General features: G+C 71.4%; 12 protein-coding genes. 2 read left to right on the forward strand and 10 right to left on the reverse strand.

Going from position 1 to position 18,755, the window contains the following annotated elements:
- Window positions 1-187: 187 nt before the first annotated feature.
- Window positions 188-742, forward strand: coding sequence for a Uma2 family endonuclease (locus ACFU5K_RS06460; RefSeq protein WP_384057600.1), 555 nt, complete (start codon window positions 188-190; stop codon window positions 740-742).
- Window positions 743-886: 144 nt separating this feature from the next.
- Here the strand turns inward: ACFU5K_RS06460 and ACFU5K_RS06465 are convergent, their stop codons facing one another.
- The 8 genes from ACFU5K_RS06465 to ACFU5K_RS06500 all read right to left on the reverse strand — a co-directional run bounded on the left by ACFU5K_RS06465 (window position 887) and on the right by ACFU5K_RS06500 (window position 15,559).
- Window positions 887-2,179, reverse strand: a complete 1,293-nt coding sequence (locus tag ACFU5K_RS06465) for a TIGR02679 family protein (RefSeq protein ID WP_384057602.1) — start codon at window positions 2,177-2,179, stop codon at window positions 887-889.
- The gene (locus tag ACFU5K_RS06470) at window positions 2,169-6,269 is read right to left on the reverse strand and encodes a TIGR02680 family protein (protein WP_384057604.1); all 4,101 of its coding nucleotides are present in this window, start codon (window positions 6,267-6,269) and stop codon (window positions 2,169-2,171) included. The genes ACFU5K_RS06465 and ACFU5K_RS06470 overlap by 11 nt, the downstream gene beginning before the upstream one ends.
- Window positions 6,266-7,681, reverse strand: a complete 1,416-nt coding sequence (locus tag ACFU5K_RS06475) for a TIGR02678 family protein (RefSeq protein ID WP_384057606.1) — start codon at window positions 7,679-7,681, stop codon at window positions 6,266-6,268. The genes ACFU5K_RS06470 and ACFU5K_RS06475 overlap by 4 nt, the downstream gene beginning before the upstream one ends.
- Window positions 7,682-7,694: 13 nt before the next feature.
- Window positions 7,695-9,242, reverse strand: a complete 1,548-nt coding sequence (locus ACFU5K_RS06480) for a TIGR02677 family protein (RefSeq protein WP_384057608.1) — start codon at window positions 9,240-9,242, stop codon at window positions 7,695-7,697.
- Window positions 9,243-10,612: 1,370 nt separating this feature from the next.
- Window positions 10,613-11,191, reverse strand: a complete 579-nt coding sequence (locus ACFU5K_RS06485; protein ID WP_384057610.1) for a Uma2 family endonuclease — start codon at window positions 11,189-11,191, stop codon at window positions 10,613-10,615.
- A gap of 842 nt (window positions 11,192-12,033) precedes the next feature.
- Window positions 12,034-13,080, reverse strand: a complete 1,047-nt coding sequence (locus tag ACFU5K_RS06490) for an SEC-C domain-containing protein (protein ID WP_384057611.1) — start codon at window positions 13,078-13,080, stop codon at window positions 12,034-12,036.
- A 36-nt stretch (window positions 13,081-13,116) separates the two neighbouring features.
- Window positions 13,117-13,428, reverse strand: a complete 312-nt coding sequence (locus ACFU5K_RS06495) for a calcium-binding protein (RefSeq protein ID WP_384057613.1) — start codon at window positions 13,426-13,428, stop codon at window positions 13,117-13,119.
- Window positions 13,421-15,559: a hypothetical protein gene (locus tag ACFU5K_RS06500; RefSeq protein WP_384057615.1), complete on the reverse strand. Its 2,139-nt coding sequence runs from the start codon at window positions 15,557-15,559 to the stop codon at window positions 13,421-13,423. Before ACFU5K_RS06500 ends, ACFU5K_RS06495 begins: the two co-directional genes overlap by 8 nt.
- Window positions 15,560-15,685: 126 nt before the next feature.
- Here ACFU5K_RS06500 and ACFU5K_RS06505 point away from each other — a divergent pair, with 126 nt between their 5' ends.
- Entirely contained in the window at window positions 15,686-16,537 is an 852-nt protein-coding gene (locus ACFU5K_RS06505; RefSeq protein WP_384057617.1) for a hypothetical protein, read from the forward strand.
- Window positions 16,538-17,479: 942 nt separating this feature from the next.
- On the opposite strand, the gene ACFU5K_RS06510 is transcribed toward ACFU5K_RS06505, so the two are convergent.
- Both ACFU5K_RS06510 and ACFU5K_RS06515 read right to left on the reverse strand, forming a co-directional pair.
- Window positions 17,480-18,136, reverse strand: coding sequence for a nucleotidyl transferase AbiEii/AbiGii toxin family protein (locus ACFU5K_RS06510; protein ID WP_384057619.1), 657 nt, complete (start codon window positions 18,134-18,136; stop codon window positions 17,480-17,482).
- A gap of 11 nt (window positions 18,137-18,147) precedes the next feature.
- On the reverse strand, window positions 18,148-18,471 hold the full coding sequence (locus tag ACFU5K_RS06515; protein WP_384057621.1) for a hypothetical protein: 324 nt from the start codon (window positions 18,469-18,471) through the stop codon (window positions 18,148-18,150).
- Window positions 18,472-18,755 lie beyond the last annotated feature (284 nt).

Genomic DNA, 18,755 nt, shown 5'->3' on the forward strand with positions numbered 1-18,755 from the left:
GGGCCAGGTAAGTGCCACCTGTCAGGCTACAAGCATTCACGGGCCCCGTTCACGCCCGCCGGCCTCACAGCGCCCGCTCGTGCGGACGGACGGTTACCCCCTGTGGTGCGCGCACGTCACGGAAGTCCTCCCGTGGGACGGCTCTGTCCGCCGTATCATGACGGCACACGGGAAGGAGCACCGTTACATGAGTGTCGACACGATCATCCACACCCAGTTCCCCGCAGGATACGTGGTGTTCTTCGGCGCCGACGGAAAAATCATCATGACGCCGCAGAGCGAAGAGCACTCCAGCACGATCAAGTCGATGCAGTACGACACGATCCTGTCGCTCGGGCGGCACGCGAAGACACCTTCGGACGTCTACATCGACTTCCCGGCCGACGAGAACTCCGCTCCCGACCTGGCCATCCTGCGCGAGGACGCGCGCAAGGAGGGCAAGCGCTACAGCTTCGAGGACGTCCTGCTGATCTCCGAGGTCGTCTCGACCTCCTCCGCGCGCAAGGACTACGACGACTGCACCGCCAAGTACGGGCGCTACGGCATCCCAATCTACCTGATCGTGGACCCGTACGCCCAGGAAGTCGTCGTGCACACCCAGCCCACCGGGTCCGGCTACATCGCGGCACACACCCACGCATACGGCACCGGTAAACTCCCCATCCCCCTGGCCGACGGCCGCACCTTCACCCTCGACCTCGACGAGCTCCCCCGACCCGAGCCGGAGACCGACGCCCACTGAGGCAGCCGGTCGGCGATGACGCCATCATCGAGGCCGCCGATGGCCGCTGAAGAGTTCCGTGTCCCGGTGACCGGAACGGGATCCCCCAGGGACGGCGCAGGGAGTCGGCGTTCGGGAGCGTTCTCCTCGGGCGCTGTCGCCGGATCAGGCACGGGTGAGGTCGGACAGGAGGGCGGGCAGGAGGCGTTCCTCCATGACCGTGCTGCCCGACGCCTCCATCGCGAGGGCCAGTGCGGGATCCCAGGGGCTGGTCGCGGGCGGTCCCGCGAGCGGTGTGGTCTCGCCCTCGTCGAGTGCCGCCGTGTAGTCGGCCGCCGTCATCCGCCAGAGGCGGGCGCCGTGGCGGGCCACGGCGTCCGCGGTGATACGCAGGCCGGCCCAGTCGAAGTCGGCGCGCCAGTGCAGCCGGGCTCCCGCGCGTACGGCGTCGCCGAGCAGTTTGTGGCAGGCGGCGGACGGGACGCCCTCGGTGCACACGAGGGCCGCGGCGCGGCTGGCGGACCGGAGTTCGCCGGCGGCGGCGCGCAGCACTGCCGGGTTCTCGCAGACGAAGATGGTGCGGGCGGCGGGGACGACGGGGTCGGTGGCGAGTTGGTGGAGGGTCAGCCGGAAGGGGATGCCGAAGTCCGCGGCGTCGCGCAGCCAGTCGCAGACCACGGTGTCCCCCTCGGCACCGATGTTGAGGACGAGTACCTGGCTGGCGAGGTCGTCGGCGATGGCTCCGGCGCTCTCCCACAGGGCGCGCCGCCCTGCCCGCTCGCGCGGGACGGTGCACCCGTCACCGGCGCGCTGGGCGAGGGCGCGCAGGACGAGCTGTTCCAGCGGAGCGCCGGGCACAAGGGCCTTGGTGTCGCCGGTGGCCCACTCGGCGAGCACCGGAAGGGGCAGGACACCGGGAACCCGGTTCGGGGAGTCCCCGGAGTGCTCCCCGTCAACGGTCAGCCTTTCCAGGACGCGCAACGCCGCGTCGAGAAGCGGCGCGTCCCCCCGGCGTACGAGACGGGTGAGAGTGCCGTCGGCGGCGATCCGCTCCAGCCAGGCGGCGAACCACCCCTGCCCGGCGAGCCGACTGGAGTGGGCGGACTCAAGGGCCTGTTCGCGGCGTGCCTCCTCGTCGGCCCGTTCGGCCGGCCGGTCACGCAGCGGGCCGTGGAGACGGCCGAGGGTCTGGAGGAGACCGGCGCCGTAACGGCCGTACAGATACCCGTCCAGATCACTCAGGGGTACGGCGAGGCGCTTGGCGGTCTCGGGCCGGTAACGGCCGGTGATCCCGATGACGGTGCGACGCTCCGCCTCGCTGGGCCCGGTGAGCCCGATGTCGGCGTCGAGCGCACCGCCGGTGCGCTCCAGCCTGCGGCGGGCGGCGGCGAGCAGCCGGGTCCATCCCTCGCCCCGCAACTCCTCGTACTCGTCGTACGCGCGCCGCTCAGCCGGCAACCGGGGCCTCCTCGGGCGTCGGGACGCGCCGGGTGCCGGGCGAGCCGAGGGCGGCGGTGAGGTCGCCGATATCGTCGGCGAGGAGCCGGGCGCCGTCCCAGACGAGCAGCAGCGCGGAGACGGTGTGGTCGACGGCGGTGTGCGCGAGGTCGTAGTGGGCGGCTGCGGACACGGAGGCGTGGGCGGCCCACAGGTCGTAGCCGGTCATGAACAGGTCGAGGTCGAACTGCGCGGCCAGTGACATGAGTTCGCCGCGCCCGGTGTCGTCCACCCCGGCGAAGGCCTCGTCAAGGGCGAGCAGACGCGGGGCGTGCGGATCTGCGGAGTTGAGCATGGCGTGCGCAGCGGCGAACAGCGGCAGGTGCAGCGACACGGACTGCTCACCGCCGGACAGGCGGCTGTGCCGGGCGCGGGTGAGTCGCTCCTCGCTCTTGTCCGGGCGTACGAGCTGGAACGCGAACTGCCGCCAGCGCCGGTAGTCGAGGGTCTCGGCGAGCAGCTCGCGGTAGGGCTGGTCTCGGTGACGGGCGCGGGCGGTCTTGATCTGCGCGGCGAAGTGGACGCGCACCCGGGCCAGCCCCTCCGGACCGAGGCGGGCGGCGTCCGCGTCGAGAAGGGCGCAGACGGCGCGCTGTTCGTCGTCGAGGTGGTCGGCGAGCAGCCAGCTCACCCCGACCGTCGTCCCCGAGGACATCGTGCGTCGGCGCATGTCGGTGTTCATCCGCCGGATCAGGTCGCGGGCGTCGACCGTGCGCTCGTGGATCTGCTGGGCGAGCCGGGTGAGCAGGGCGTCCTCCAGGATGCGCTGCTCGGACTCGGAGAGCAGTTCGGCCTGGTCACGCCGGTGGGAGGAAATCTTCTGAGCGAAGGCCGCCACGGGCAGCGGCCCCTCCTCGTCGGCCACGCGGACGAGGATGACACCGTCGGAGCCGTCCCATTCGGGCCGGTAGTCCTGTCCGGCGGCGGCGAGCTGCGCCTGCAGGTCGTCCAGCGCCCTGGTGAGACGGGTGACGGACTGCTTGAGGCTGGTCTCGGTGGGGGTGAGGTCGCGGGTCGCGGAGAGGATCGCCTCGTGTACGGCGGCCACGGCCGACGGTAGTGCCCCACCGGCCCAGTCGGCCTCCTGGGCGGGCCAGGCAAGGTGCGACGGGCAGCGCAGGAGGTCGAGGAGTTCACGGGCGGCGTACGGGCGCAGACCGCGGGCGGTGTCCTTCTCCTCCGCCTCGGCGACCGCCCCGGCCTCGGCGGCGGCCGTACGGCGGGCCTCGGCCGCCGCGGTGCCCGCGATCGCGGTGTGCTGGACGGTTCGGGCCGCCTCGGCCTCCCGGACCAGGGCGTCGATCCCGTCCTCGGCGTCCTGCACCTGACGCATCACCTCCCGCGCCTCGGCCCCGACGGCTTCCTGGAGGGCCTCAAGTCCCGCAGCCTCCTCCGCGTGCCGGCGGCGTGCAGCACGCTCGGTGTCCGCCGCCGCCTCCTCGTCCTCCGCGGCGGCGCCGAGCCGGTCGGCTGCGGCCTCGGCCGCCTCGCTCTGGCGGGCGTGTTCGCGGCGGCGGGCTGCCAGTTCACGGACCGCCGTCTCGAAGGCGCGGGTGGCAGTCTCGACGGCGTCGACACGCTCGGTCTCGATCGCGTGCTCGGCCGCGGTGCGGCGCAGGGCGCGCTCGGCGACCGAGCAGGCGGCCACCGACTCGTCGTACGAGCCCTGGGCGGCGTCGGCGGCGTCACGGGTGGCGCGCAGCCTCGCCGCGGCCCGGTCGAGTTCGCGCAGCGTCTGGGTGATGCCGGTGGTGCGGGGCAGGGCGGCGCGGGCGGCGGCGTGCGCCTCCAGCGCGGCGTCCGTGCGGGCCTGGACGTGCGCCAACTCATCGAGCTGGGCGCAGAGTTCGGCCAACAGCGCCTCGCAGGCGGCGATCCGGGCCGCGCGCCGACGAGCGCGGGCGGTCGCGCCGACGTACTCGGCGTGCTCCTTGGTGTGGGCGCCGACCAGGACCCCGGCCGCGTACCGGCCGTCGGGGCCGATGTGCGGGATGCCGGCGTCGAGGTCGCCCCTGACGGCGACGGAACGCAGCACGGCGGCGATCCGCGCGGCGGTCGGGATGGCCGCCGCGCCCTGGGGGTTCTCCGGGATCTCGGGGCGCAGGAGGTCGGCGAGACTCGGGCCGTTCACCGGGGCGCCGGCACGGAGGTAGCCCTCACTGTGTCCGGCCTCCACGGGGGTGTCTTCGGCGGTGACGAGGGCGTCGAGGAGACCCGACGCCTCCAGGGCCGCTTCCAGACCGGCTTGCTGGCGTACCGTCAGCTCTCCGTCGAAGTCGACGAGCCGCCACAGCGGGATGCCGTCATGAAGCGCCCTGTCCATGCTACGGCCCCGGGCCGGGGGCGGGGCGTCGTCGTGTTCCGCGGCGATCCGGTCGCGTTCGGCCTCGGTCTCGGCGCGGCTGTGCTCGACGTCCGTGCGCCGGGCGCGCAGGGAGGCGAGGGTGTCGCGCAGCTCCTGCACAGCGGGTGCGGTGGCCTCGGCGAAGGCGTCGGCGAGCGTGACCGCCTCGGCCTCGCCGGTGAGTTCGAGGGCCTCGGCGAGCCGGGCGGCACCGGCCTTCGGGAGAAGCGTGCCATGGGCGCTCGTCCACTGGCCGAGCGCCGTGCGGGCCTGTTCGCGGGCGGATTCCAGAGCCGACTCGGTGGCGGTCTCCGCGGTCTCGGCCGCGGTGACGGCCTCCTGCGCACGGTCGAGTGAGACCCGGGCGAGGTCACGGGTCTGCTCGGCGCCTCGTGCCGCCTGCTGGGCGGCACGCACGGCCCGGACGCCGTCGTGGCGGGCGGCGGCGAGTGCGGCGGAGCGGTCGACGATGCGGGCGGGCTCGGCGTCGGCCGGGGTCCACGGGAGGCCGGCGGTGTGGGCGTGGTCTGCGACGGCGGCGGCGTCCCGGGAGACGGCGGCGTCGAGTTCCGCGGCCAGCCGCGCGGCATGTTCGGCCTCGGCGCGGGCACGGCCGGTGGCGGCCGTACGGCGTTCACGCTCGGCGGTCGCCTGCCGAGCGGTCTGTTCGCAGGTGCGCACCAGGCGTTCCAGGTCGGCCAGCTGCTCGACGGCCTGGTACGCGGCGGAGGAGCGCAGTTGGTCGAGCCGGGAGCGCTGGGCGGCGAGCGCCGCGTCGGCGGACTCGGCGCGCATCTCGGCGGTGGCCTGCTGCTCGCGGGCCGCCGCCAGGTCCGCCGTGGCGGTGCGCAGCGTGGCGGCGCGCTCGGCGGACTCGGCGCGGCGGGCGGTGAGCCGGTCTGCGGCGGCACGGGCGTGGACCCGCAGATAGGTGGAATAGCTCGCGAGGAACGCGCGTGTGGCGTCGTCGGCGGCGACCAGCCCCTCCAGGGTGCGCTGCACGGACTCCATGTCGTCGAACGAGCGGGCCGCCTCGGCGATCAGGTCGTCGTCCAGCGGTCGCAGACCGGCCGTAAGGGTGTCGGAGAGCTTGGCCGGGTCGAGGTTCTTGGCCAGCTGCGGACGGCGCAATGTGAGGATCAGGGTGAGCAGTTGCTCGTACCGTTCCGGGCCGAGACCGAACAGGCGCTGGTCGACGGCGGCACGGTAGTCGGCCGTGGAGGCGATCAGTTCGCGTCCGAGTTCGGCGGCGAGTTGCTTCTTCGTCATCGGCCGGTCGTCGTCGGTGAGGAGGGAGAAGTCCTCGCCGACCCGGCCCTCGGCGACGAAGTGCCAGCGAGCAGGCGTGTCGCGGTGCCGCTGGGCGTGCAGCCCGATGCCGCAGGTCACGGCCTGGCCGGTCTCCCCGTGGGTGAACTCGATCCAGACGTAGCCGAGCGCGCTGTCCTGCCCGCGGAAGAGCAGGTTGGACTTCATCGTGCGGTCCTCGGCGGCGAACGGGTTGAGCCGCTTGGGGTCGATACGGCCGTCGAGGACGAACGGGAAGAGGACTTCGAGGGCCTTGGTCTTGCCCGATCCGTTGGGCCCGCGCAGCACCAGCCAGCCACCGGCGAAGGAGAACTCCTCGTCCCGGTAGTCCCACAGGTTGATGATCCCGGCACGGGTGGGGACGAACCGGGCGGACAGGAGGGGAACGGGGGTGCTCACGGAGTCGGGTCCTTGGCGGTGTCATCAGCGAACAGGACGGTCTGGGGCGGTGGTTGGAGGGCGCTACGCGTCTTCACCCGGGCGGTGACCCCGCGGTAGCGGGCGAGGAGGGGAAGGGCGAGGGCCCCACCGTCGACCCGGACGATCAGCGACATGGCGGCCAGCAGGCCGAGCGCCTGGCCGAGCAGCCGGTCCGGGTCACCGCGCAGGTCGGCGGCGAAGCCCGCGCCGTACTCGGCGGTGATCTCCTTGAGCCTCCCCCGGAGCCAGGAGTCCGTGACGAAGGGATACCGGGCCTCCGCCGGCTCCTGAGCCGCGTCGCCGGACACCTCGTACACCAACTCCTCATCCAGCTCGGCGAGTTCGGCGACCATCCCCCGCGACGGCAGAGCGCCGTCGATACGCCGGGCGCGGGCCACGAGGCGTTCGGCGGCGGTGGGCGCGGGCAGCAGTTGGAGAGCGTGCCGTCCGGACCGCTGCACGGCGGCGCTGATCCGGGCGGCGAGCAGCAGCGCGGCCTGCGCGACCGTACCGCCGCCGGGGAAGCGGAGGTCGGACAGCCTGCCGGAGGTGTCGATGAGCGCCACCCCCTCGGCCCGCCGCTCCGCCCTCAGCCCGGTCAGCCGCTCCAGGTCCTCGGTGAGGGCGGGGGCCCGCAACTGGCCCAGAAGTTCGGCGTCGGCGTCGGCGTAGTACGCGACCGGGTTCTCCAGTACCAGGCGGCGGGCGCGGCGCGCCTGGTCGCGACGCTGGGCGGCGCGGCCGGCGGACAGACCCATCGCGCCGGAGGAGTCGAGGAGCGAGGTGACCGAGGTCAGGTGCTGGAGCACGCGGGTCGGGTGGTGGACGGCGAGGAGAATCTCACGGTCGATGTCGTACAGGGCCTCGGCGCGTTCGGGGTCGCCGGCCCAGGCGGTGGCGGAGCCGTCGGCGAGGGTGAGCGCGCCGCGCTCGGTGAGCCAGGTGACGGCGTCGACGAAGGCGTCCCGGTCGGGTTTGCGCGCGGTGTCCAGGCCTAGTCCGTCGATGCGTACGGCGTCGGCGGCGACCGCGTCGGCGAGTTCCCCCAGCGCCACCTGCGCGCCGTGGCGGCCCAGCGCCGCGAGGGTGAGGACGAGGTAGGCGTAGCGGCGCCGGTCGAAGGGCCGTCCCGCGCGGGTGAGGGCCGGGCGGGTGGCGTCCAGTCCGTCCTGGGCGCGCTGCAGCCGGGCGGTGTCGGCTGTGGTCACGAGCCGGTACCCGAGCACCTCCATCAGATCGGTGCGCAGCTGGTCCGCCCAGCGGCGCACGGTAGCCAGCGCCGCCCTGTCCGGGTACCCGGGCGTGACCAGCGAATGCCGCAGGACGAGCCGTACCGCCTTCTGGTAGTCGGCGAGTTCGAGCGGGGAGACGCCCTCGGCGACACGGCTCATGCGGTGACCTCGCTCATGCGGTGACTTCCAGGCGCAGCCCGTCGAGATGGAGGCGGCCACGCACGGTGTCGACGGTGGTGGAGCCCTCGGCGGGGGTGAGGGTGAGCCGTACCCCGTGGGCGGCACCGGAGGCCGCGGTGACCCGGCGGCTGGCGGGGACCTGGGCGGCGAGGGCCGCATCCAGCAAGGCGAGCAGCGCCCGCGTCTCGGGCTCGTCGAGCGTCCGGCCGTACACCCCGTCCGACGCGAGGGAGTTCGCGGCACCGCGCCGCTCGGCCTGTTCCTTGAGCTGCTCGGCGCGGAGCAGGGCCCGCCGGTCGTCGTCGCGGTCGATGCGGCCGGGGCCGTACAGGGCGGGGGTGCGGCCGGACTGGACCAGGGTGCGGGCGAGTTCGACCGGTTCGGCCTCCCACCAGGACGTACGCCCCGGGATCCGCTCGGGGTCTGCGTACGGGACGGCGATGTGGCGGGGCGCGCCGAGCCCGAAGACCGCCTGGAACAGGGCGTGCGCGTCCTCGTCGCTCTCGCAGGAGGTGAACCACTGGGCGAGATGCCGCAGTTGGCTCTCACGGCTCACCCCGCCCCGGCGCGCCTCGGTGACCCGGCGCAGCAGGGCGAGGACGGAGCGGATCGCGGTGACGGTGGCGTCCTGCAGCCGCTCGGTCTCGCTGTGCTCGCGCTCGGCGAACCAGTGGACGATGCCGTCCCACCGGTGCCGCCAGTCGGCCAGCCGCTCGGCGGGGCTGCGGAAGAGCCGTTCGTCGGCTTCGGCCGCGTACTCGATCATGCGGTCCACACCGGTGGCCGCGGCCTTCTCGACCGCTTCGGCGAGCAGCGGGGCGTAGCGGCCGAGCTCGGCGGTGAACTCCCGCATGTGCGCGAGAAGCGTGTCCTTATGGGCGAGGAACACCTCGGGCCGGGTGTCGTTGGTGCGCGCCAGGTCGCCCAGCATGAGGTAGAAGCGGGCGGCGCGCTGGGCCATCTCGTTCAGCACGGAGTCGAGGCGGCCGAGCTTGCGGTACACCTCTTCGCCGTCGCCCGCGGCGTTGGCCTCGGCCAGCGCGCGCAGGTCGCCGAGGATGTCGGAAAAGACGAGGCGGGAGAGCTGGGCGTCCTCCAGACTCGCGCCGAGCACGTCCTCCACGGCCCGATACGCCCGGTATCCGGCCTGGGTGAACTGGTACACGTAGTGGCGGTTGCGGTACTCGGCGAGGTTCGCGGCGCGCGTCCCGTCGTACGACCGGTCCAGCACCTGCCACTCCGCGAGCGCGTCGAGCAACGACTGAACGCCGGCCGAGCCACCCACGGCGCCCGCGGCGGGGTGGTCGACGGCGAACCGCTCCAGCAGCCCCACCGCGTCCGAGGCGTGCAGCAGCACCTGGTAGTTGGCGCGTCCGCGGTCGAAGGCCCGCAGCAGCCACAGGTACTCGTGGCGCTTCTCGGCGGCGGCGAAGTGGAACAGCCGCAGCCGGTCGTCGAGGGAGAACGCGTCGATACCGAACGCGCCCTCGTCGACGGGGTCCGGAGCGTGCGGCTCCGGAGCGTCGGATTTGTCACTCACGGATGTTTCGGCCTCCCGTGCTTCAGCTGATATTCGTCCGGCTGGAGACCATCGGACCCGCACCAGTGTGCCGTATCCCGACCGGTGCGTGTAAGCCGCTCCCCGGCCCGCGCCACCTGTGCTACCTTGCGCCCGCTTCACGCGGCTACCGGGCAGTGGCCGTGGTGGAGACCCGCCCTGCGGCCGGCTCAGAGGCGGATCTCCGCGTACGCCCCGAGTTATCCCGTCCCCAGCCGGCCCCCGGGTGTGAAGACCACCGCTCCTGTGCACCCCGCCGACAGATCGGACGGGTCGCCGGCCGACAGAAGCAGAGTGTTCACCGTCGCCGCTGTGAGGGGTGGTGGTCGCACCGTTCCACAGCTGGATCACCGAGATGTGGCGCGCGGCCCGCGCCCGCGGCGTACACGCCCGTCCGCTCGCACATCCACAGCAGCCGTCCCGCCCCTCGGCCGGGCCCCAGGCGTCCGCCACCGGATGCGCTGGGCCAGGTCACCGGCAACGACGGCCGCCCAGGGGTGCACAGTGCCGAAGGTGCCCTGCGCACCGAGCCAGGCCAGGTAGCACTGGGCCGCGTCCAGGATGCCGTTCATGGAGTCGACGGGGATGCCGAAGACATAGCCGGGACGACCGCGGAAGTGGCCCGGGCGGCTGGCGACGAGGTGGACCGACGATGCGATACAGCTCGTCTCGCCGGGACGGCCGATGGTGAGGCAGCGCGTCGTCGCCCGCGCCTCAGGAAAACCCGGCCGACCGCGCGATTGTCCGGATGGCACAACTCCCATGCGAAATCCGCAAGGCTGACCGAGGAGCCATCTGCACACCCTCTGCACGCCTGGCCACCAAATGGCCACCAGCTCGAACCGGACGGGGCCAGGGAGATCGACAGCCATGAACAAATGCCGAGGTTACAGCCCCGCAGTCCGCAACCGCCACTGGCCGCCAACTCCACACCCACGCATCGTGATGCACAGACCGCACGTGCCCGATCGGCCCGAATTCCAAGGTCAACCAAAACAAGAAACCCCAGGTCAGAGGCCCGACCTGGGGTTCACCAGAGAGCCGCCTTCGGGATTCGAACCCGAGACCTACGCATTACGAGACCATGAGTGATCATGTTGTGTGGTGCCTCGTCGTGCTATCCAGTGACATTCTGCCTGGTCAGAGCACATACGACAGGTTGGGCCGTGCCACCCCGTGATGCACCGTCCAAAGGCGTCCGGCCACCAGGCGGCCACCGAACCGGCTTCCGCAGGGACTGGAGGGCGATGTACAGGGCTTGTCGCTTCCCCACAAGCACCCCGCAGGCGCGCCATCAGCTTGATCACCTGACCTCAAAGCCGGCCCGTCCTACGAAGTCCGCACCGCCCACGTCAGCGCACCCAGTCCTTCAACGGCTCGGTGTCCAGAGTGATCCCCACTGGAGCAGGCAGTGCGATCGTCTTGCCGAAGGAACGCCGGGCGATGTTGCCGTAAGAGCCGTCATCGGGCTCGCTGTACACCAGCGTTTCACAGGAGTCCCGGTCGATCAGCAAGTACACCGGGATGCCGGTCTCCGCATACGCGCGCGGCTTGTCCTCCCGGTCCCGCTTGTCGGTGTCGGTGTCGTACGACGTCACCTCAACCACCATCACTACCTGGTCAGCCACCGCCCACTCCCCCTGGCCGGCGAAACTGCCCTTGGGCGCCAAGGCTCCGTCCGGCTTCGCATGGCCTCTGCGGTAGGTCTCCACCTTCAAGCCGCGTTCCGGGTAGAGCCACAGGTCCGAGCGCTGCTGCATGCAGTGCTCCATAACCCAGCGGATGATCTCGTCGTGATCCCCGTCCGGCACGGCTTTGACCCCTAGCTTCCCGTGGACGAACTCCAGCCGAACGCCCTCGCGCTCAGCAGCAGCAGCAATGCGTTCGAACTCCTCGGCCAGCATCTGCGGCCGATCCTCAGTGACGGTCATCGCGCACCTCCGTCCTCCGCGCCCACTCCTGGAAACACCGACACGCACACAGTCTAGGGATTCAGCCGCCGGCGAGGCGGACCGATGGCGGGTGGACAGTCGGGGCGGCCCTGGCGGCGCCCGCGCACGCGTAGGGGTCGACCCTGATGCCCCCCAGGATCGGCGCCGATCCGGCATCGACACGACCAGCCCGGGGGCACGCTGGACCCATGGACCTGACCCGGCACTTCGCCCTGCCCCGCAGACTCGGCGGCACGCTCGTCGGCGCCCTCATGGCCCGCGTGAACGCAGCCCAGATCACCACCTGTGTCATCGACCAGGAGATTCCCGACGACGTGGCGGCGGCTTTCGAGCAGTTGCGTAGCGGCGGTTTCACGAGTCGACTCGTACCGGAAGAGGCGGAACGTGAACCGCCAGCGGGGCCGCTCCTTGGGCGAGACCCGGTGGACCCCCGCGAGGTACGAGCTGGCCCGCGCCAACGCGACGAACTCGCGCACCCCCTCGCGCACCCGCACCGGATCGGGGACCTCCTCCCGAGGCCGCACACGAGGGCGGGCGGAGCCGGGGCGATCTCCGCCTCGATCCGCTCCCGCACCGGCGCGGCACCCCGCCGGTACAGGTTCCACAACGCCTTCCTCAGGCGCTCCTCATCCAGCCCAGCCAGCTTGGCGAAGAACTCCTCGCGGTTCATCCGGCTCATCGACACGGCGACCGAGCGTAGTCCACACCCGCGGACGCCCCGGGCCGGGAACGGTGCCGGCCATCGTTTGCGAAACCGCTGCTCCGGCACCACGCGATGTGGCGGGGTCAGGCGGATCGCCGTCCTCTCCCGGCCCCGCCGATCAGTTCTTCGCCGGGCTGCCGCAGCATTTCTTGTACTTTCGGCCCGAGTCGCACCAGCACGGTCCGTTGCGGGCCGGCGGCCAGAGAAGTGTCTGCTCCGGGTGGGCCACGGAACGCCACTCGCCGTACTCCTGGCGCGTCTCCTGACCGGCCGGGTCGCGCCCCTCACGGAGGGCGTACGCCTCGAAATCGACCAGGGTGCCGACGACCAGATGCACACGGGCGGCGCCGGCCTCGTCGTAGCCGCGGGCCTCCCGCTGGATCCGGGCGGCATACGCGTCGTAGTCGTCACCGTAGTGCGCGGTCGGCTCCGGCCAGCGCTCCCGCACCTGCTCGAAGTCCTGCCTTGCCCAGCGCAGCACCACGGAGTCGAACGCCTCCCCGGCATCCGGCAGACCCGGCCCCGACCTGGCGGAGAGCGCGTCGAGCCGCTCCCGGACAAGTTCGCTCACCTCTCTGACCGAGGCGTCGGCCTCGGCCTCGGCCGCCAGGTCCTCCTCGTCCAGGTCGATGCCGAGTTCACGGCGCAGGATGCCGCGGTCGATGAGCGCCCGGCGGCGGAACGCGGTCAGCTCCGGCCCCTCGGGACGTCCACCGACGCGGTCGAGGGCCATCCGGCACCACTCCAACGCGAGCTCGCTCCGTTCCGCTTCGCACAGCACCTCGACCATGTCGTCGTAGATCCGGAGTACGGCGGTCTCGAGTGGGAGGGAAGCCAGTTCCAGCCGCAACGCCCGCTCCGCGGTATCGGCCTCCGCCTCGTGTCCCGCCGTATAAAGGCAGTCGATCACGCCGACCCGCCCGTCGCGCCCGAACTCGCCGCCGAACTCCGCCGCTCGACGGAACAGCGCGAGGGCGCGTTCCCCGTCGCCGCCGCTTCGCACCGTGGCCCAGCCGGCGTCCACCAGGGCGCACGGCTCCTCCGGATCTCCGGGATGCTGTATAGCCCACCGCTCGCACTCGGCCGCGGAAGGATCACCACCCAGCGCGGTGCGGAACTTCGTGTACGGCGTGGCTGGTTGACCGGATGGGAGAACCTCGTTCATCGGGCAAGCCTATCGGCGCACTTCGGCGCCCGGCTCCTACGGGGCCCAGTAACGGTATGCCTCGATCCATTCGGATCCCTCCGGGCGGGGCTCCGGAAGGGGCAGGTCGAGGATCGCGATCGCCTGCTCATGTCCGCCGTGCCGGCACAGGACGACCACACCACCACCCGCGCGCAAAGTGATCTCCTCCACGCGCACGTCGAGGCCGAGCACCTGCGTCGTGAAGGGAAGAACCAACTCCTCCTCGAGCATGGTGTACAGACCCATGAGTTGTTCCTCCTCGTCATGGGCGTCGACGGTCGCCTCCGCCACCAGGTCCCTGAGCCGCTCCGCTGAGCTGTCATCCATGACCATGTCCTTCTCCTTCTCCGTCCGTGTTCTTCCGGGAATCCCCCGCCGGCAGCACCCGCAGAATCTGAGACAGCGGGTGGATCTCGCCGTAGTCCTCGGTGCCGTCCGGAGCGAGGGTGCTGACGTAGCTGTCCATCACCAGGACGGGCCGTGCCAGAGCGATGACAGAACCCTGGCCACGCACCTGTAGTCGTACCGGTCTGCCGTCCTCGATGGCGTCGGCGAGCCGCACGCAGTCCCGTGCCGCGAGGTCCGGTGCGGCCCGGGCGATGTGCGGCGCACGGCCGCGCAGGACGGGTGGCTCCGTATCGCCCGCCGCCAGCAGGGCGTGCGCCCATCGCAAGGGGTCGGGTACGGCCATGTCCTCGACCGGATCGTCCTTGTCCGCGGCGGGTTCCCCGGCCGGTGGACGTCGGGTGACCGACGCGGCTCCGCTCTCCGCCTCCCCCAGCAGGGTGGCCTCCGCGCACAGCGCCGCAATCAGATCCGCGGGCCGGGGAGAGGCGGCGAACAGGGCTGCGGCCTTGTAGCAGCCCGCGCAGTCGCAGTCGTCGCCGTTGAGCTCGAAGTAGTCCTCGTCCCCGTAATCGTCGCCGCCCCAGCCCGACTCGAGCCCCCGGTCCGCCTCGTAGCGCGCGTACGACGCGCAGTGCCGACGGCGCAGCCCGGCCAGCTCTTCGTCTCCGGGAGCGTCAAAAGGCTTCGGGCATCCCCAGACCACGGCGGCCACGAGCTCGTCCTCGTCCTCATGGACGCCATGGCCCTCGGGCAGGGCCCGCAGCACCTCGGTCAGCGCCTGCCGAGCGCCCGCGGCTCCTGCCCTTTCGGCCTCGTCCGACAGAAGGGCCGGGGCTTCAGGACCCACGAGCAGGGGCAACGCGGGCAGGGTGGGCCAGGATCGGAGCAGGGCCGCCAGGCGGGCCGCGGGCGTACCACGCCGCCATCGTTCGTAGCCGGAAGCGGGGCACAGTCCCCGGCCCACGGGGGAGAGCAGTCCGGCGTGGACGGCGAGGTGGAGCCAGAAGGCCGTCTCGGTCCGCGGACAGCCCAGGGTCTTGGCCAGGCGGCTCAGTTCCCTGGCTCCCACACCGGAGGAGTCCTTCGACAAGGGGACCGGGGCTTCGACAGCCGTACGCAGCACGTCGTCGACACGGCGGACAGCGGTGGCGGCCGCGGCCGCGCCCTCCCGGGTCACCCGCGCCATCTGCTGCGGCGCCGAGGCGAGTGCCGGTGCGGTCGGGGTGAACGGGGCCCGGTAGTCCTCACCACGCAGTGCCAGCGCCACCTCACGGGGCATCCGCAGATGACGGTGACCGCCACCGAAGGCGAGGCCGTGGACCCGCAGCCACCACTGGGCCAACCCCTCGGGGGACAGCCGCGGCGACGGGTTCCGGCGCAGTGTCTCGTACTGTACGTAGCCGTCCCACCGGCCGGTATCGATGAGAGCGTCCAGCATCAGCTCGGCCGGCTCCCGGCATTCCTCGGGTACGGCAGCACGCAGAGTCCCCAGCCGGGCGCCGTCACTCAAGAGCGCCGCGGTGACCTCGACGAGCGGTCCCTTGCTCAGACCGGTCACCTTGGCACCGAGATTCCGGGCGATCACCCGCACCTCGTCCGCGTTGAGAGCCTCCAGCATGGGCAGCACACGACCGTCGAGACCCAACGCAGCGGCGTATCGTCCGCGCGACGCCGGATGCAACCGCAGCCCTTCGGGCGCGGCCGCGACCAGACCACGCAGCGCGAGCCTGTCCACGAAGAACGCCACATCGGCAGCTGCTTTCCGCCCGGTGGCTCCGAGCAGTGCGGACACGTCCTCGAAGAGCGCGAGCAGCACCGCCTCGCTCTCCACCCTCGGCCACGGACCACGCCTCCCGCCGGTGGGAACATGAGGGTCCACGATCTCGGCGGCACAGGCCCAGGCGGCTTCGAACACCTGCGCCTCGGGGCGGCTCAGACACTCTTCGGCGGCCTGGACACGGTCGGGATCGGCAAGCCGGACCGCGAGTTGCTCGGGGAGCGCCGGCAGTGGTGGGGCCGCGACGTCGGGACGGGCCCGGAGCATGTCGGCGAGGGCCTGGGCCGGCATATCGCGCAGATGATCGGTGAGCGCGGAGCTGAAACGGGTCACCCCAGGATCCTGTCAGACCTCCCACCCAGGCCGCTGTCCTGCCCGGCCGTACGCCCCGCACCGTCATACCCCTGCGGCACCGGGAACGGTAGCGTCGTACGGTGGCGGTGTTGTTGGATGACGGACATGGCAGCCGTAGTGAACGAGACAGCCGTGAAGACGTCCACGACCGACGAGTCCTTCCGCGCCGGGCAGCGGCTGAGGGACGCGGACACGGTCTCGGACACCGTGGCCACCGACGGCGGCGCGAGCGGCTCGGTGACCACGGACAGTGGGACGTACGACGTCTGGGTGGGCGTGGTCAACCGCCGTCTGACCGGCGAATGCCACTGCGCGGACGCCAGGGTCACCACACTCTGCCCGCACGCGGTGGCACTCGCTCTCGACGCCATCGCCTCCGGTCTCCGCTGGGCGCCGGCTCCCGCGCGGGACACGGACACGGTCGATCCGCAGAACGCGTACGCTCAGTTGACCGCGGCCGAGAAGGGGCAGGTACTCGAGTCCCTGCTCGCCGAGCGGCCTGAACTGCGGGCTGACGTGGGACGGCTGGCGGTCGCCCTCCTCGACAGCCCGGGCCCGGCACGGTACGGCCGTGCGCGGCGGGCGGACACCGAAGGGCTGCGGCAGGAAACCGCGGTCATGGTCGAAGACGCCCTGCGGGAACTGGAGATCAACGACCTGCGTACCGGGCACCAGCCGGGATTCGGATACGTCGAGGTGTACGAGGCGGCGGGCAGCCTGGTGGGAGAAGCCCTCGAGCCGTACAAGCAGGACATCACCCGCCGCCTGGGCCTCGGGTTCACCGGTGCCGCCCGCGAGATCGCTCTGGGCGTGCTCGACGGACTCGCCGCCTGCGAGGGCTACCACGAAGGCGACCAGGTCCTGAACTACGCGGGCGAGGACCTGGCTCACGCCTACGGCTGGGACGTCCGTGAGCAGTTGCGAGCGGCAGGAGCGCCCCTGCCCGACGACGAGTAGCCCGCTGCCCCTTGTCCGGCGGGTTGGATTAGAGCGGCCGGACCAGCAATACGTACCCGTGTGCCTCCGGTGCCTCCTGCCGACGCTTGAAAGCCACCGACCAGGGCGTGGACGATGCGGAACTTGGTCATCCACCTCTCGCGAAGGGCCCTTCATCCGCGACGGGACGTTCTCCATGTTGGGACCACCGATAAGTAAAGCAGCGCGTCGTCCAACGCCCCAGGAAAACTCGGCCGATCGCGCGATTGTCCGGATGGCACAACTCTCATGCGAGAAACCGCGAGGCTGACCGGGGAGCCGTCTGCACGGCCTCTGCACGCCTGGCCACCAAATGGCCACCAGCTCGCACCGGACGGGGCCGGGGAGACCGCCAGCCATGAGCAAATGCCGAGGTCACAGCCCCGCAATCCGCAATCGCCACTGGTCGTCAACTCCAGACCTACGCATTGCGACGCACAGACCGCACGTGCCCGATCGGCCCGGATTCCAAGGTCAACGAAAACAAGAAACCCCAGGTCACGGCGAGTGAGTCCTGGGGTTCCTCAGGGCCGCCTTCGGGATTCGAACCCGAGACCTACGCATTACGAGACCATGAGCGTTCGTGTTGCCTGGCGCCTCGCCGTGCCGCTCAGTGATGTTTTTCCTGATCAGAGCATGTGCAGCAGGTTGATCCGTGTCACCCCGTGATGCACCGTCCAAAGGCGTCTGTCCACCGGCTGTCCACCGGAGGGGTTGTCACCGTCACACCAGCGAGACCGGAGCTGGGCTCCCGACGATGCTGTCAACCGGGCCGAGAGACGAACGGAGGTCACTGTAGGACCTCGACAAGCGCCCCTTCGCTGGGTTCGGTCACCGTGTCCCCCTGCTCGGGTGCCGGAGACGCCGTAGCCGGCGAAGTCGCCCGCGCCTGTGGGTGCTCAGGGTCAACACCAGCTGGCTGGGTCATCTCTCGTCGAGCCGTTCATCGAGGATCTCAGCCGCCCAGGCGCGCAACCGTCGGCGCATGTCCTCCACATGGTCGCCATCGACACCGTAGGCCTCGTACTCCCGGTCCGGCCAACGGTCGACCGCCCGCAGCGCTTGGGCGAAGTAGCGCGGATCGAACCCGGCGTCGTGCTCCGACGCCAACTGCAGCAGCCGCCCACCCGAGTACCGCCCGGAGGCGAGCGCGGCATTCACGTCGAGGTAATCCCGTGGCGCGGCCCGTCCGAACAGCGTGGTCACCTTGTTGGCCACCGCGTCATCGGGGTGGAGGACCGGGCCGATCTCCAACACGGCAGGCGGGCGAGCCCGCCAGTCGCACCCAAGTTCCACCTTCGCCATGCGCCCCTGTTCATCACCAACCGCGAACCGGGCGAACACCCCACCGGACTTCTCCACCTCAACGGTGAGGCCCGCCGCCCGGTAGGTCGCAGCCACCGCGTCGACGGCCTCGGAGAAGGCGACCGGGTCAGCGATGTCCGTGAAGAGGTCGACATCATCCGACAACCGTTCCAGGAACCCGTGCGCCTGAACCGCGTACCCGCCGGCCAGGACGAAGCCGTATCTCGCGGCGGTTCCAAGACCGATACGGGCGAGTCGGGCGTGAAAGGGATCCATGCGGGTGGATACTACGCAGCCCTGCGGGCCAGTCGCGGGAATCGCCCTTCCCACATCAATCGCGCGCGCGGCGGAAGCCACAGCCTCTGCCACACGGCCGAGAGCAGCACTGGTTCCAGGAACTTCCGCAGTTCCTCCACATGCATGGCCTCCCGGATGACCGTCTCATAGAGCATCCGCAGGTCAACGTCGTCCGACAGGTCGTAGACGCGCTTCGGCGTCCAGTCCAGCACGGTCGGCAGAACAACCACCCCGTCTGCCGGACCGGCCAACTCCTCCAGCGTCTCCGGAACCGTGTAGGGCCGGATCTCCGCGTACCGCACCCGAGACTCCATGCGCCCAGTATGCCTCTGCGTGAGCGCTGTCCGCCGGTTGCCGTAGTGTCCGTCAGCGACGTCGGCGACGCCTCGATCCGCGACCAGGCGCGGGAGCTGTGAGGCGCCACCCGCCCGCGGGGGCGGCGGAGGCCCCCTCCTGAGCCGACCACGTGACGTCGGTCGTCCCGATCATCGTGACCGCCCTGGACCCGCTGCAGCAGGACAGGCCTGTGGGCTCGGAGTCCGTTCAGCGGGAGAATCGCCCTGCCTCCCCCTGTGCCCGGGCTGGCAGCGGTGCCCCG

Origin of the sequence: Streptomyces sp. NPDC057428, from assembly GCF_042803195.1 — a bacterium.
Classification (GTDB): domain Bacteria; phylum Actinomycetota; class Actinomycetes; order Streptomycetales; family Streptomycetaceae; genus Streptomyces.